At 73.3% G+C, this 15,536-nt stretch carries 12 protein-coding genes; all 12 read right to left on the bottom strand.

From position 1 onward, the window contains the following. Positions 1–8: 8 nt before the first annotated feature. Positions 9–731: a cell division protein FtsQ/DivIB gene (locus ACYVIP_RS40245; RefSeq protein WP_460406339.1), complete on the bottom strand. Its 723-nt coding sequence runs from the start codon at positions 729–731 to the stop codon at positions 9–11. Next, positions 728–2,131: a UDP-N-acetylmuramate--L-alanine ligase gene (gene murC, locus ACYVIP_RS40240; protein WP_460406338.1), complete on the bottom strand. Its 1,404-nt coding sequence runs from the start codon at positions 2,129–2,131 to the stop codon at positions 728–730. Before murC ends, ACYVIP_RS40245 begins: the two co-directional genes overlap by 4 nt. After that, on the bottom strand, positions 2,128–3,231 hold the full coding sequence (gene murG, locus ACYVIP_RS40235; protein ID WP_460406337.1) for an undecaprenyldiphospho-muramoylpentapeptide beta-N-acetylglucosaminyltransferase: 1,104 nt from the start codon (positions 3,229–3,231) through the stop codon (positions 2,128–2,130). The genes murC and murG overlap by 4 nt, the downstream gene beginning before the upstream one ends. Then, positions 3,228–4,601 carry a putative lipid II flippase FtsW gene (gene ftsW, locus ACYVIP_RS40230; protein ID WP_460406336.1) on the bottom strand — a complete coding sequence of 458 codons (1,374 nt, stop codon included), beginning with the start codon at positions 4,599–4,601 and terminating at the stop codon, positions 3,228–3,230. The genes murG and ftsW overlap by 4 nt, the downstream gene beginning before the upstream one ends. Next, positions 4,598–5,959: a UDP-N-acetylmuramoyl-L-alanine--D-glutamate ligase gene (gene murD, locus ACYVIP_RS40225; protein WP_460406335.1), complete on the bottom strand. Its 1,362-nt coding sequence runs from the start codon at positions 5,957–5,959 to the stop codon at positions 4,598–4,600. Before murD ends, ftsW begins: the two co-directional genes overlap by 4 nt. A gap of 36 nt (positions 5,960–5,995) precedes the next feature. Beyond that, the gene (gene mraY / locus ACYVIP_RS40220) at positions 5,996–7,093 is read right to left on the bottom strand and encodes a phospho-N-acetylmuramoyl-pentapeptide-transferase (RefSeq protein ID WP_460406334.1); all 1,098 of its coding nucleotides are present in this window, start codon (positions 7,091–7,093) and stop codon (positions 5,996–5,998) included. Further along, entirely contained in the window at positions 7,090–8,550 is a 1,461-nt protein-coding gene (locus ACYVIP_RS40215) for a UDP-N-acetylmuramoyl-tripeptide--D-alanyl-D-alanine ligase (RefSeq protein WP_460406333.1), read from the bottom strand. The genes mraY and ACYVIP_RS40215 overlap by 4 nt, the downstream gene beginning before the upstream one ends. Then, positions 8,547–10,037, bottom strand: a complete 1,491-nt coding sequence (locus ACYVIP_RS40210; RefSeq protein WP_460406433.1) for a UDP-N-acetylmuramoyl-L-alanyl-D-glutamate--2,6-diaminopimelate ligase — start codon at positions 10,035–10,037, stop codon at positions 8,547–8,549. Before ACYVIP_RS40210 ends, ACYVIP_RS40215 begins: the two co-directional genes overlap by 4 nt. Before the next feature lie 146 nt (positions 10,038–10,183). Further along, complete coding sequence (locus ACYVIP_RS40205; protein WP_460406332.1) at positions 10,184–10,861, bottom strand: rhomboid family intramembrane serine protease; 678 nt, start codon at positions 10,859–10,861, stop codon at positions 10,184–10,186. 71 nt (positions 10,862–10,932) lie between these two features. Further along, positions 10,933–12,579: an SWIM zinc finger family protein gene (locus ACYVIP_RS40200; RefSeq protein WP_460406331.1), complete on the bottom strand. Its 1,647-nt coding sequence runs from the start codon at positions 12,577–12,579 to the stop codon at positions 10,933–10,935. Between the two features lie 10 nt (positions 12,580–12,589). Continuing rightward, positions 12,590–14,953 (bottom strand): peptidoglycan D,D-transpeptidase FtsI family protein, encoded by a 2,364-nt coding sequence (locus ACYVIP_RS40195; RefSeq protein WP_460406330.1) that lies wholly within the window; start codon positions 14,951–14,953, stop codon positions 12,590–12,592. Beyond that, positions 14,953–15,536, bottom strand: a 584-nt coding sequence (locus tag ACYVIP_RS40190) for a hypothetical protein (protein WP_460406329.1), incomplete at its 5' end; no start/stop codon positions are given. The genes ACYVIP_RS40195 and ACYVIP_RS40190, both read right to left, overlap by 1 nt.

Raw genomic sequence — 15,536 nt, 5'->3', positions numbered from 1 at the left:
CGGCCTGGTCAGGACACGGTCGGGAACTCGGGGGTCACGACATCGTAGGTCCGGCCCGGCCGGGTGAGCAGCGGCGCGAGCACCGCCGCCTTGCGTTCGTTGTCCTCGGCGTTGCCCCACTTGACCACTCTCTTGTCCCCCAGCACGAGCTGCACACTACCCGCCGTCGCCGCGGACACCTCAACCACTTTTTTCCGCAGCTGCTCGGGAATCGCCCGCAGCACGGTGACCGCCGCCCTGGTCGCCGGGTCGTCCGGACCCACCTGCTCGACCCGCAACAGCGGCAGCCCGGCCGGCCGGTCCCTGACCGTCGTGTAGTCCAGCCCGGTCCGGTCCACCAGGTGCACTCCGTCGGGGAGCACGGTGACGGCGACCGGATCCCGCTCGGTCACCACGATCTCCACGGTGCTCGGCCACGACCGGGACACCTCCACCGCGAACACCCGCGCCAGCCCGGCCACCCGCTGGCGGACCTCGTCGGTGTCCAGGCGCACCATCGGCATGCCGGGCTCGATCGCCGCGGCGGCGCGCACCTCTTCGGGCGACAGGTCCCGGGTGCCGGTCACGTCCACCGACCGCACGCCGAGCGCCGAGGTGAACCAGATCAGGTAGCCGAGCCCGAGCACGCCGAGCACCACCAGCAACGCCGTCCACCGGCGAGCCAGGTACCGCCGCCGGGTCGGCCGCGCCCGCTCGCTTGGCCGCCGCCGGCCCCGGACGGTGCTGGTCATGCCAGCTTGACCCGCCGGTCCAACTCGTTGATCACCTCGGGGCCGAGCATGGTCACGTCGCCCGCCCCCATGGTGAGCACCAGGTCTCCCGACTCGACCAGGTCGGCGACCAGCGTCGGCACCCGGTCGAAGGACGGCTCGTAGTGCACCCGCTCCCCCGGCAGCGCCACCGCGTCGGCCACCAGCTTGCCGGTAACGCCCGGCTCCGGCTGCTCGCGCGCGCCGTACACGTCGAGCACGATCACCTGGTCGGCCAACGTGAGCGCCGCGCCGAACTCGGTGGCGAACAGCTTGGTCCGCGAGTACAGGTGCGGCTGGAAGATCACCACCAGCCGGCCGCCGTTGGCCGCCGGCCGGGCCGCGCGCAGCTGCGCGTCGACCTCGGTCGGGTGATGGGCGTAGTCGTCGTAGACCCGCACGTCGCCGGAGCGGCCCTTGAACTCGAACCGGCGGCGCACGCCACCGAAGCCGGCGACGCCCTCGACCAGACCGGAAAGCGGTGCGCCCAGCTCCCGGCCGGCGACCAGCGCGGCGAGCGCGTTGGCCGCCATGTGCTCGCCGGGCACCGCCACCCGCACCGCGAACTCCGTGCCGTCGAGCCGGATCCGCGCGATCCCGCCGCCGTCGGCCGGCCGGTAGTCGAGCATCGTGGCGTCCTCGGTGTCCCGGCCGTAACGGCGCACCCGCACGCCCCGCCGCTGCGCGACGGTCGCGAGTGCGGCCGAACCGGGATCGTCGTCGCAGGCGATCAACACCCCACCCGGCACGATTCGGTCCACAAAGGACTCGAAGACCGCGGTGTACGCCTCGGCCGTGCCGTGGTGGTCGAGGTGGTCCGGCTCGACGTTGGTGACCACCGCGACCGACGGCGAGAAGGCGAGGAACGAGCCGTCGCTCTCGTCGGCCTCGGCGACGAAGATGCCGCCGACCCCGTGGTGGGCGTTGGCCCCGGAGTCGTTGAGGTCCCCGCCGATCGCGAACGACGGGTCCAGCCGGCAGTGCTGCAGCGCCACGGTCAACATCGAGGTGGTGGAGGTCTTGCCGTGCGTCCCGGCCACACAGGCGACCCGGTGCTCGGCCATCAGCGCGGCCAGCGCGGCGGAGCGGTGCAGCACGGTCAGCCCGCGCGCCCGCGCCGCCGCCAGTTCCGGGTTGTCCTCCTTGATCGCGCTGGACACCACGACCGCACTCGGCCCGTCCGGACCGAGCAGGTCCAGGTTCGCCGGCGACTGGCCGATGGCGATCTCCGCGCCCTGCGCGCGCAGGGTGAGCAGCGTCGGGGACTCCTTGGCGTCCGAGCCGGACACCGCGAGCCCCCGGTCGAGCAGGATCCGCGCGATCCCGCTCATCCCGGCCCCGCCGATGCCGACCAGGTGCACCCGCGCCAGTACCGCGCTCATTTGCGAACCGAGTCCAGCACCATGCGGGCGAGGACGTCCGCCGCCGCGCGGTGGCCGGTGCCCTGGGCGGCGTTGCTCATCGCGATCAGCCGCTGGCGGTCGCGCAGCAGCGGGATCGCCAGGCCGGCCACGGCCTCCGGGGTCAGCTCCGCGTCCGGCACGAGCAGCCCGCCGCCCGCGTCGACCACCGGTTTCGCGTTGAGCGCCTGCTCGCCGTTGCCGTGCGGCAGCGGCACGTAGATCGCCGGCAGGCCGACCGCGGACACCTCGGCGACGGTCATCGCGCCGCTGCGGCACAGCACGGCGTCGGCCGCCGCGTAGGCCAGGTCCATCCGGTCCAGGTAGGGCACCCCGGCGTAGCGCGGCGCGCCGGGCACGGCCTGCACGGCCAGCGAGTTCTTCGGCCCGTGCGCGTGCAGCACGCCGATCCCGGCGTCGGCGAACCGGCGCGCGCACGCCGACACCGCCTCGTTGATCGAGCGGGCGCCCTGCGAGCCACCGAACACCAGCAGGGTCGGCGCCTGCGGGTGCAGGCCGAAGTAGTGCCGGGCCTGGGCGCGCAGCGCGTACCGGTCCAGCCGGATGATCGACTCCCGCAGCGGGATGCCGATGACCTCGGCCTTGGGCAGCCCCGAGTCCGGCACCGCGACCGCGACCCTGGCGGCGAACCGGGCGCCGACCTTGTTGGCCAGGCCGACCCGCGCGTTGGAGTCGTGCACGACGATCGGCGTGCGGCCGCGGGCGGCGAGGTAGGCGGGCAGCGCGACGTAGCCGCCGAAGCCGACCACCACGTCCGCGCCGATCCGGTCGAGCACCGCGCGCGTGGTCTTCACCGCCGCGCGGACCCGCAGCGGCAGCTTGAGCAGGTCGACGTTCGGCTTCCTCGGCATCGGCACCGGCGGGATCATCTCCAGCTGGTAGCCCCTGGCCGGGATGATCGTCTTCTCCAGGCCGCGCTCGGTGCCGAGCGCGACCACCCGCGCGTCTGGTCGCAGGCGCAACACCGCGTCGGCGAGCGCGAGCGCCGGCTCGATGTGCCCGGCGGTGCCGCCACCGGCGACCACGATGCAGGGCCCACGGCGAGTGGGATGGTCGGTCAAGACGTTCCTCCTCGGGAACTGCGCGGATACCGCCGTCGATCGGCGGGGCCACGCGGACGTGCGGGGATGCGCGCCGGCCGGCGTTTGGCTGGCGGCTGGTACGGGTCCGGCGCGGGGAGCCGCATCAGCCTGCCGAACCGGCCAGGCCCCTGAGAGCGTAGTGCGGCCACCGACTCGGGTTCATGGCGCGCACAGTTCGCGAGGATGCCGAACACCAGCAGCGTGATCACCACCGACGTGCCGCCGGAGGAGATGAGCGGCAACGTGATGCCGGTGACCGGCAGCAGGTTCACCACGTACCCGATGTTGATCGCCGCCTGCGCCACCAGCCACACGGTCAGCGTGGCGGCCACGATCCGGATCCACGGGTCGATGTTGCGGGTCGCCACCCGCATGCCGACCACCGCGAGCATCGCGAACAGGCCGAGCACCAACGCACAGCCGAGGAAGCCGAGCTCCTCGCCGATGAGCGCGAAGATGAAGTCGTTGTGCACGTTGGGCAGGTACTCGTACTTCGACGGCCCCTGCCCGAGCCCCTTGCCGAACAGCCCGCCGTCGGCGAGCGCGTAGAGCGCCTGGGTCGGCTGGAAGTTGGCACCGTCCGGATCGGCGTCCGGGTTGAGGAAGGCCAGCACTCTGGAGAGCCGGTACTCGGCACCGATGGCCAGCACGGCGACCCCGGCCAGCGCGCCGAGCGCGAGCGCGCCGAACAGCCGCAACTGCGCGCCGGCGAACCAGAGCAGCGCGATCAGCACCACGCCGAGGGTGATCGTGCCGCCGAGGTCGGGCTGCAGCATGATCAGCGCGAACATCACCAGCGCGACCGGCACCACGGGCACCAGCAGGTGCCGGTACTGGTGCAGCACGCCCCGCTTGACCACCAGGATGTGCGCGCCCCACAGCGCGAGCACCACCTTGGCCACCTCGACCGGCTGGAAGCCGATCGGGCCGAAGGTGAACCAGCTGCGGGTGCCGTTGACCTCGGTGCCCAGCCCGGGAACCAGCACCAGGACCAGCATCAGCATGCTGCCCCACAGCATCGCCGGGCTGGCCGCGCGGATGCGATGCAGCGGCACCCGCAGCCCGATCCAGAACAGCACCAGCCCGACGAGCACGAACGCGACCTGCTTGCCGAACACGGTGTAGGCCGAGGAGCCCTGGTTCAGCGAGATGACCGAGGACGCGGAGAGCACCATCACCAGCCCGAGCACCACGAGCAGCGCGCAGATCGCGAGCACCAGGTGGAACGAGGCCAGCGGGCGGCCGAGCCAGGCGGTCAGCGCGACCCTGGCGGCGTGCACCCGGCCGGTGCGTGCCGGGCGTTCGGATGTCCGGCCGGGCTCGGTTCCTGTCGGGTCGAGCGCGGTCATCCTCGGCGCCCGGGCTCGGCGGCCGCCACCGTGGCCAGCACGGCCTCGGTGAACGCCGTGCCCCGGTGCGCGTAGCTGGTGAACTGGTCATGGGACTTGGCCGCCGGCGCGAGGAGTACCACATCGCCATGACCCGCCATCGCGCCCGCCGCCCGCACCGCCGAGATCATGGGCTCATCGTCTCCCGAGCCGACCCACTTGACCGGCACATCCGGCGCGTGTCGCGCCAGCGCGGCGGCGAAGGCGTCCTGATCGGCGCCGAGCAGCACGACCGCGCGCAGCCGCGGCGCCACCTCGGCGACCAGCGCGTCCACCGGGGCGCCGTGCAGCAGGCCGCCGGCGATCCACACCACCGAGTCGAACGAGCACAGCGAGCCGAGCGCGGCGTGGGTGTTGGTGGCCTTCGAGTCGTTGATCCACGCCACCCCGCCGGTCCGCGCGACCAGCTCGACCCGGTGCGCCGGCGGGACGAACGCGGCGAGCCCGGCACGGATGTGCTCCGGCAGCACGCCGGCGGCCCTGGCCAGCGCCGCGGCGGCGAGCGCGTTGGCCACGTTGTGCCGGCCGGCCGGGCGGACCTCGGCGGCGGGCAGCAGCCACAGGTCGCCGTGCACCAGCCAGCCGTCGGCCACGCCGTACTGGCCGGGCGCCGGCTCGGCGAGGGTGAACCCGACCCGGTCGGCGTTGCCGGCCGCGAGCCGGGTGGTGACCTCGTCGTCGGCGTTGAAGATCGCGAGCCGGGCGCCGTGGTAGATCCGGCCCTTCGCCTCGACGTAGTGCCCGACCGAGCCGTGCCACTCCAGGTGGTCGTCGGCGACGTTGAGCACCACCGCCGCGTCCGCGCGCAGCGAGGACTGCCAGTACAGCTGGTAGCTGGACAGCTCGACGGCCAGCACCCGATGCCCGGAGCGCACCGCGTCGATCACCGGCAGGCCGACGTTCCCGCAGGCCACCGCGTCCACCCCGGCCGCGTGCAGGATCGCCTCGAGCATGCCGACGGTGGTGGTCTTGCCGTCGGTGCCGGTGACCGCGAGCCAGGTGACCGGCTCCGGCCGCGCGGCGGCGACCCGCCAGGCCAGCTCGACCTCGCCGATCACCTCGACGCGCTGCGCCGCGGCGGCCACCAGCAACGGGTTGGCCGGCGGGATGCCGGGACTGGTGACCACCAGGTCGGTGCCCGGCGGCGGCTCGGTCAGCCCGACGGCGGTCTCGACCCCGGCCGGCAGCCCGGTGAACCGGTCCGCGCCGCCGTCGGTGACGGTGACCGTGACCAGCGCGCCGAGATCGAGCAGCGCCTCGGCCGCCGACCGCCCGGTGACCCCGGCGCCCACGACCAGTACCCGCTTACCGGCGTACATCCGTCCTCCCCGTTCCCGACGCGGCGAAGGCGGCCGTCAACGCGCGAGGCCCCCGCTCACGGTCAGCCACTCGCTGTAGAACAGGCCGAGGCCGAACATCGCGCAGATCCCGGCCAGCAGCCAGAATCTGATGATCACCGTGGTTTCCGCCCACCCGGCGAGCTCGAAATGATGGTGGAAGGGCGCCATCCGGAACAGTCTTCGCCTGGTGGTCCGGAAGACCGCGATCTGCAGCACCACCGACAGCATCTCGACCACGAACAGGCCGCCGACGATCACCATCAGCAGCTCGGTCTGGGTGGTGATCGACAGGCCGGCGACCAGGCCGCCGAGCGCGAGCGACCCGGTGTCGCCCATGAAGATCCGCGCCGGTGGCGCGTTCCACCACAGGAAGCCGATACACGCGCCCATCGCGGCGGCCGCGACCACCGCGAGGTCGAGCGGGTCGCGCACGTCGTAGCAGCCAGGCGTCGGCGTGTCGTCGCCGCAGTTGTAGCGGAACTGCCAGAACGTGATGACCACGTAGGTGCCGAACACCATCGCCGACGCGCCGCCGGCCAACCCGTCAAGGCCGTCGGTGAAGTTCACCGCGTTCGACCAGCCGGACACCGCGATGTAGCAGAAGACGACGAAGCCGATGGTGCCGAACGAGATGACCGTCAGGTCGCGCACGAACGACATGTGCACCGACGCCGGGGTGAAGTTGGCCTCGTCGGCGAAGTTCATCGCGAGGATGGCGAACACCACCGCGACGACCAGCTGGCCGACCAGCTTCGCGGTCTTGTTCAGGCCGAGGTTGCGCTGCTTGCGGATCTTGATGAAGTCGTCGAGGAAGCCGACCAGGCCAAGGCCCGTGGTCAGGAACATGACCAGCAGGCCGGACACGGTCGGGGTCTCGCCCGACGGGCTGGACAGCGCGTTGAACAGGTGCGCGACCAGGTAGCCGGCCCACATGGCGATGAGGATCGCGACGCCGCCCATGGTCGGGGTGCCGCGCTTGGACTTGTGCCCCTCCGGGCCCTCCTCACGGATCTCCTGGCCGAAGCCCTGCCGGGAGAACACCCTGATCAGGTACGGGGTGAACAGGATCGAGAAGATGAGCGCGATCGCGGCCGCGATCAGGATGCCGATCACTCGTCGGCCCCCAGCAGTGTCTCCGCGACCCGCCACAGCGCGGCCACCTTGGAGGCCTTCACCAGGACCACGTCACCGGGCCGCAACTGCGCGTTCAGCAACGCGATCGCGGCATGGACATCCGGCACCAGCACCGGCTCCTCTCCGTCAGACCCCTCGAGCCGGGCGCCGCGCTGGATGCCTTCGGCCTGCTCGTCCACTGTGACCAGCCGGTCGATGCCGAGCCGCACCGCCAGCCTGCCGATCTCCTCGTGTTCCGCCGAGCCCGTCTCGCCCAGCTCCCCCATCACGCCGAGCACCGCCCAGGTCCGGCGCCGCCCACCGTCGGCCATCCGCGCCAGCGTGCGCAGCGCGGCGGCCACCGACTCCGGGTTGGCGTTGTAGCTGTCGTTGACGACGGTGACCCCGTCGCCTGCGCGGGTGGTGACGTCCATCCGGCGGTCGGAGCGGCGCGCGGCGGCACCGAGCCGCTCGGCGACCTCGTCGAGGCTCGCGCCGAGCTCGATGGCCACGGCGGCGGCCGACAGCGCGTTGCCGACGTGGTGAGCGCCGTGCAGGCCGAGGCGCACCCGCCGCTGCCCGTGCGCGGTGACCAGGGTGAAGGTGGCGCGCGCGTGGTCGTCCAGCTCGATGTCGCTCGCCCGGATGTCGGCGTGCGCGCTCTCCCCGACCAGCACCACCCTGGCCGCTGTGCGCTCGGCCATGGCCGCGACCAGCGGGTCGTCGGCGTTGAGCACGGCAACGCCGTCGGCCGGCAGGGCCTGCGCCAGCTCGCCCTTGGTCCGCGCGATGCCCTCGCGGGAGCCGAACTCGCCAAGGTGCGCGGTGCCGACGTTGAGCACGACGCCGATCCTCGGCGGGGCGGTCTCGCACAGCGCGCGGATGTGTCCCTGGCCGCGCGCGGACAGCTCCAGCACCAGGTGCCTGGTCGCGGCGTCGGCCCGCAGCACGGTCCACGGATGGCCGAGCTCGTTGTTGAACGAGCCGGGTGGGGCCACCGTCTGGCCCATCGGCTCGAGTACCTGGGCGATCAGGTCCTTGGTCGAGGTCTTGCCGGAGGACCCGGTGACCCCGACGACCGTGAGCCCGCGCTCGGCCAGCCGGTCGACGACCGCACGGGCGATCCGGGCCAGCGCGGCGAGCACCGCCGCGCCGGAGCCGTCGGTGTCGCCGGCGAGCGCGACCGCCCGCACGTGCGCGTCGGTGGCGCCGGGCACGATCACCGCCGGCGCGTCGACCTCGCGGTCGGCGAGCACGCCGACCGCGCCGCGCGCCACCGCACCCTCGGCGAACGCGTGTCCGTCGACCAGCTCTCCCGGCAGCGCGACGAACAGGCCGCCGGGCCCGACGCGGCGGGAGTCGAACTCGACCGAGCCGGTGACCACCTCGGTGCCCTCGGCGCGGTGGATCCGGCCGCCGGTGATCGCCGCGATCTCGGCCAGGGTCAGGGGGATCATGCGTCCCCCCGGTCGAGCCTGGCCCAGATCGCCGCGCGCAGTTCGTCGCGGTCGGAGAACGGGTGCACCACGCCGTCGATCTCCTGTCCGGTCTCGTGTCCCTTGCCGGCGATGACGACCACGTCGCCCGCCCTGGCCAGCGCCACCGCGGTCTCGATCGCCGCGCGCCGGTCGCCGACCTCGGTGATCTCGCCGCGCTCGGCGGCCGGGACCTGGTCCGCGCCGGCCAGCATGGCCGCGCGGATGGCGGCCGGGTCCTCGGTGCGCGGGTTGTCGTCGGTGACCACCAGCAGGTCGGCGCGCCGGGCGGCCGCCTCGCCCATCATCGGCCGCTTGCCCTCGTCCCGGTCGCCGCCGCAGCCGAGCACGACGATCAGCCGGCCGTCGGTGCGCCCGCGCATGGCCTCCAGCGCGAGCGCGACGGCCGCCGGCTTGTGCGCGTAGTCGACGACCGCGGTGAAGTCCTGCCCGAGCGCCACCCGCTCCATCCGGCCGGGGACCTCGACGGCCGCGAGCCCGGCGGCGATCTCGGCGGGCGGCACGCCGACCGCGTGGGTGCAGGCGGCCGCGAGCAGCGCGTTGGCGATGTTGAAGCTGCCCGGGATCGGCAGCGTGACCGGCAGCGCCAGCCCGTCCGGGCCGTGCATGGTGAAGGTCTGCTCACCGGTGCGCGAGGTGGCGATGCCCGACGCGGTCCAGTCGGCGCCCTCGCCGGTGGCCACGGTGATCGTGTGCGCGGTGACCAGCCGCTTGCCCCACTCGCCGTCGACGCAGACCACCTCGCTGGTGGAGCGCCCGTCGAACAGCAGGGCCTTGGCCTGGAAGTAGTCCTCCATGTCCGGGTGGAAGTCCAGGTGGTCCTGGGAGAGGTTGGTGAACGCGCCGACGGCGAACCGGGTGCCGTTGACCCGGCCGAGCGCGAGCGCGTGGCTGGAGACCTCCATCGGCACGTGGGTCACGCCGCGCTCGACCATCACCGCGAACAACGCCTGTAGGTCGGGAGCCTCCGGGGTGGTGAACGCCGAGGCCAGCCGTTCGCCGGCGATCCTGGTCTCCACGGTGCCGACCAGGCCGGTGCGGTGGCCGGCGGCGCGCAGCGCGGCCTCGATCATGTACGCCGTGGTGGTCTTGCCGGAGGTGCCGGTGACGCCGATGACCGACAGCCCGAGGGACGGCTCGCCGTAGATCCACGCGGCGATCGAGCCGATCAGCGCGCGCGGGTCCTCGTGCACCACGACCGGGATGTCGGCGGCGACCGCGTCGCGCACGGCGGGCCTCACGGCCCCGGCCTCGTCGGTGAGCACCGCGACCGCGCCGGCGGCGACGGCCGAGTCGACGAAGTCGGCGCCGTGCACGCGGGCACCGGGCAGCGCGGCGAACAGGTCACCGGGAAGTACGTGTTGGGCACGCAGCGTGATGCCGGTGACCGCCCTGGTGGGCGGCACCGTGGGCGTGACGAGACGCGCGTCCGCCCGCGCCACCAACATGGTGAGCGGGACGGGCGTGATCCTGGTGGGGCGAGGCGGTGCCGTGACGGCCTTGCCAACGAGCTTGGCGGGCACGTCGCGGAAGATTACCTGCGCACGGAGGGCGATCAAGGACACCCTGGTGCACCCGGCCGTGTCAGCCCACGTTAGGGAGCGGTCAACGGGCCGGTGACCGGCTGGGTCGATGGCTTGGCCGATGCCCTCGGCGCCCGCCCGCGGCGCAGCAGGATCGCCGCGAGCATCCCGCCGACGAGCCCGCTGAGGTGCCCCTGCCAGGAGATGTTGGTGACCCCGAAACCGATGGAGTGCCACATCAGGTACCCGTAGGCGAGCGCGACGCCGATCGAGACCACCACGTCCACCGGCCGCCGGTCGACGATCCCGCGCAGCAGCAGGTAGCCGAAGTAGCCGAACACCAGCCCGCTGGCGCCGACCGAGATCGAGTTGGCCGGCGAGAACAGCCAGATGCCGAGCCCGCCGACCACGATGACGATGAGGTTCATCCGCAGGAACCGGCGGAGGTCGGGCACCGCGGCGATGAAGCCGAGGCTGAACAGCGGCAGCGCGTTGCCCGCGAGGTGCTCCAGGTTGCCGTGCACGAACGGGGAGAACACGATGTCCACGAGGCTGGCCGGGTCGCGGGCGCGGATGCCGCCGAGGGTGGTCAGCCACCGGTCGCTGATCACGTTGAACAGCTCGACCAGCCACAGCAGCGCGAGGATGGCCACCATCAGGGTGGCCGCGCGGCCGAGCGGGCTGGCCAGCGAGCCGTCGTCGGCCCGTGCCGACGGCGGCTCGGCCGGACCGAACGGCTGCACGCTCATCACTGGCGATTATGGCTCAGCGGCGGGCGTGCCGCGCGGAACCGATACCCATGCGCGACCTGCCGGCCGGCTCACAGCCCCCGGCGGTCCAGCTCGGCGAGCAGGCCGCGGCGGCGCGGGTTGCGGGCGCGCAGGTCGGCCACCACGGTGGTGAAGGCGGCGTCGGTCGCGCCGAGGGCGGCCAGCTCGCGCAGTTCCTCGAGCAACATGGCGACCTCGCGGTAGGCGTCCCGGCCGGTGCGCCGCGCGCGGTTCTCGATCACCCGCCGGTAGCCGGCGAGCACGTCGGCCGGGTGGTCGCGGCCGTGGATGCGGGCCACCTCCAGCCAGACGCGGTCGCCGCAGCCGTGTTTGTCCGCCGCCTGCCAGGCCTCCTCCGGCTCGCCGTCGTCCAGCAGGGCGCCGACCAGCTCGTCCGCGTCGCCGTCGGTTTCACCGCCTGTGTCACCGCCTGTGTCACCGCGCTCGGCGGCGGCGCGCAGCACGTCCAGCGCGCCCTCGCGGGCCGCCGGCCATTCCCCGACCAGCTCCGCGGTCGCGCGCAGGTTGGCGTAGGTCTGGCGGGTGGGCGCCGCGCGCAGCGCCTGCTCGCGCACCGCGACCGCCGCCGACGGCCGCCCATCGTCCACATAGGACCGGATGAGCACGTCGGCCAGTCTGGGGTCACCGGTCTCCTCGAGGCCGCGCTCCGCCCAGCGGATCGCGCCGACGAGCTGACCCTTGTCCCGCAACAGGTTCGCGATGCCAAGGAACGCCGTGGGGTTGGGCACGCCCTCGGCCAGGATGTCGACGTGCGCGTCCAGGTCGCCGTCGACCTCGGCCAGCTGCGCCCGCATGGCGCGCACCACCAACGTCCTGTCCGCGCCTGCCTCCTCGGCCACCCGCGCCACCAGCGTCCGGTACTCGGCGAGGCCGGCCGCGCCGAGCGCGTCGACGAACTCGGCCAGCTCCAGCGTCGGCCAGCCGGGGCCGTCCACCTTGAACCGGACCAGCCAGCCGGCGAGCTTGCCGGGGTTGGGCCTGGCCGCAGTGCATGCCTTGGCGTACAAGGAGAACGCGCGCCGGCACACGCCGACCACCGCACCGGTCAGATCGTCCATTGTGGACATCGCGGCGGTGATCGCCTCGACCGCGCCCCTGGCCAGCGGCCGCGCCTCGGCGGCGTGCCCGGCGTCGAGCAGCTCGACGATCGTGGTCAGCGCGTCGGTGGCCCGCCGCGCGTAGTCGAGCGTGGCCTGGTGGTCGAGATAGCCGCGCACCGCCAGCGCGTCGTCGAGCTGCCGGCGCAGCACCGCGACCTGCGGCGCCCCGGCCGTGCCCGCCGCGCGGAGGCTGAGTTTGCGGTACAGCACCGGATCGCGCGCCGCCTGGGCCAGCACCAGGTCGACCAGCTCGCGCCGGTCGAGCGCGCCGAGGTAGCCCGTGATGTCGGGCTCGGCCGACTCGTCGCGGCCCTCCTCGATCAGCACCAGACCGACGGCCACACAGTGTTTGCAGAAGTTGCCGTCCGCGCCGAACGGGCAGTCGCACTCGCCGACCAGCCGTTCGCCGTCGCGGCCGAGCCACACCTCGTAGGTGTCGGTGCCACTGACCCGGGCCCGGACCCCCAACGCGGTCGGCTGCATGTCCCCCACCGCGGCGACGTACTCGCGCCCCCGCCGGAACGACGCCTCGCCCGCGGCAGCGTGCAGGTCCTCCTCGCTGAACCAGGCCGTCATTCGGGCAAGCCTATTCGGCCACCAGGGTCACCACGGGACTCGCCTTCTTCGACAACGGGATGCGGTAGCGCTGGGCCAGGTAGGAGGCCACGTCGTGGAACAGCGGCGCGGCCGAATGACCCTCGACGAAGCCGCCGTAGTAGTCCGGGCGGTCGATCATGATGCCCACGACGAACCGGGGATCGTCGGCCGGCAGGACGCCCGCGAAGGTGATCCAGTACAGCGAGTTGGAGTACCCGCCGGTCTCCGGGTCGATCTGTTGGCCGGTGCCGGTCTTGCCGGAGATCTGGTAGCCGGTGAGCGCGGCGGTGGTGCCGGTGCCGTCGTTGAGCCCGTCGCCGTCCTGCACGATCGCGCGGAACATGTCGCGCACGGTCCGCGCGGTCTGCTCGCTGACCACCCGCACGCTGTCCGGCTTCGGCTCGGGAATCCGCTCGCCGTCGGGGGTGATCCGGGCGCGGACGATCCTCGGCGGCACGCGCACGCCGTCGTTGGCGACCGCCTGGTACATCGCGGCCATCTGCAGCACGGTCATCGACAGGCCCTGCCCGATCGGCAGGTTGCCGAACGTCGAGCCGGACCACTGACCACGCGGGGGCACCCGGCCGGGGCTCTCCCCCGGCAGGCCGACCTCGGTGCGCTGGCCGAGGCCGAGGCGTTCGAGCAGTTCGGCGAACCGCTCCTCGCCGCACTGCTCGGCGAGCATCAGCGTGCCGACGTTGGAGGACTTGGCGAAGATGCCGGTGGTGGTGAACGGCAGCACGCCGTGGGGCCAGGCGTCGCGCACGGTCTGGTCGGCGACCTCCCGGACTCCGTCGACCTGGTGCACGTCCTGCGGTTCGGCGAGGTCGTCCTCGATCGTGCACAGCGCGGTGACGATCTTGTTCACCGAGCCGGGCTCGTAGGGGTTGCTCACCGCCGGGTTGCCCATGGTGTTCAGGTCGAAGTTGCCGGCGGTCGGGTCGAAGCTGCGGTCGTTGGCCAGCGCGTACACCTCACCGGTGTGCGCGTCCATGATCACCGCGCTGCCGCCCTTGGCCTTGGCGACCTTCACGTAGTCGGCGAGCGCCTGCTGCAGGAAGTACTGCAGGTCCGCGGCGATGGTCAGCTCGATGTCCGAGCCGTCGGTCGCCGGCTGCAGGTCGCGCGGGGCGCCCGGGATGATGAGGCTCTCGCTGCCTTCCTTGGTGTCCACGACCTGCCGGCCCGGCTTGCCGGACAGCTCGAGGTCGCGCAGGTTCTCCAGGCCGGACAGGCCGTGCAGGTTGTGCTTCTTGACGTCCTTGTCGTCCATCCGCCAGTTGGCGACGCCGACGATGTTGGACGCCAGGTTGCCGCCGGGGTACTCCCGCTCGGCCCGTGGCTCGACGATGATCTCCTGGAACTCGGACTGGATCGCCCGCGCGTCCGCCGGCTCGACCTTGTCGATCAGCTGGACGTAGGTGACGTCGGACCGCAGCTTCGCCAGCAGGTCGACCTCGACCGCGCGCGGGCCGATCAGCTCGTGCAACTTCGCGGCGATGGCGGCGGTGCGCTCGTCGAAGCTGATCCGGTCGGCCGCGTCGTCCTCGGCGATCTTCTCGAGTTGGGCGCGGATCGCCCGGGGCTGGAAGGCGAGCATCCGCGACTCGACGCTGAACGCCAGCTGCACCCCGTTGCGGTCCACAATGGACCCACGGGTGGCCGGGATGTCGATCTCGGTCGACCGCTGCTGGGCTGCCTTGGCGGCCAGCGCCTCGGCCTCGAACCCCTGGACCTGGACGAGTTTGAGCAGCGCCGCGACCAGTGCGGCGATCAGCAGGAACCGCACGGTGGCCACGCGCAGGTGGTGGTTGCCGGTGTTCGGGCGGACGATCTTGCGTGGTCCGGTGGACACCCGCCGGACCGTGCCGGTGCTGTGCCGGGGCGCGTGCGTGCTGCGGCGCGCGCTGGCCGAGCCCGGCCGGGGGCCTCGGCCGGTCGCGCCCTGCGGAGCCCGTCGCCGTGGTTCGCGGTACGGGTCCGGGTCGGGGTCATGTTCGGGGTCACGCCATGGCGGCCCGGCGGCGGGCTCGGCGCGTGCCCGGCGGCGCAACGCCTCCCGCCACGGCGGCAGCTGGTCACGGGTGTTGGCGGCCCGCCGGTCGCGCGGCGCGCGGTTGCCGGGGGGACGGCGTGCTGGCTCGTCGAAGGACTCGTCGAGGAGGGGGTCGTCGGGGACCTCGGGGTACGGGTCGTCGTCCTCGCGCCAGGGCGGGATGCCCCGCGCCGGTTGGCCGGATCTCGGCAGCCGGGCGCGGGGCTGGCCCACGCCCGGCGTGCCGCGGCCGGGTAGTTCTGGCCAGCCCCGTTCGGGCCGGCGGCCTTCTGGCGACCGGCCCGACGGTGGCGGCATCAGCCGTCTCCCGGTGTCGTCTCGGTGTCCTGGCCGGCCGGGGGCTTCGGCTTGGCCGCCGGGGTCGGCTCGCCGACGACGACCACCCGGCCGTCGGGCAGCACGACCAGCCTGGCCGGGTCGCCTGCGGGCACCATGCCCATCTCCTTGGCCCGCTTGGCCAGCTCGGAGGGCGACTCCGCCCTGGTCACGTCGCGCTGCAGCTCCGCGGCCCGCTCGGCCAGCTCGCCCGCGGTCGTCTTGGCCTTCTCCAGCCGGTAGGAGTCGGCGATCGCCTGGGTGGACAGCCACAGCGTGGCCGCCACCCCGACCGTCAGCAGCGCGATGATCAGGATGACGAACGAGGCCCGGCCGGCGTTGCGCTCGTCGCCGGCGACCTCCTCCGGCTGGTAGCCCTCGCGGTGGGCGCGGCGGGCGAAGGCCCGCTGCGCCGCGGCCGAGCTGGCTTTGCGCTGCCGGTCCGGCAGCTCCCTGACCGGCTTGGGGGTGGTGCGTGCCGGTGCGGGCGTGGTGCGCGCCGGCGCCTCGACCGAGGCCCGCGCCGTGCGGGCGGTGGTGCGCCGCTCGGTGACCCTGGCCCGGG

The organism is Actinophytocola sediminis, from assembly GCF_054779715.1.
The sequence above is the reverse complement of the archived record's forward strand: the minus strand, read 5'-3'. Positions and strand labels throughout refer to the sequence as shown.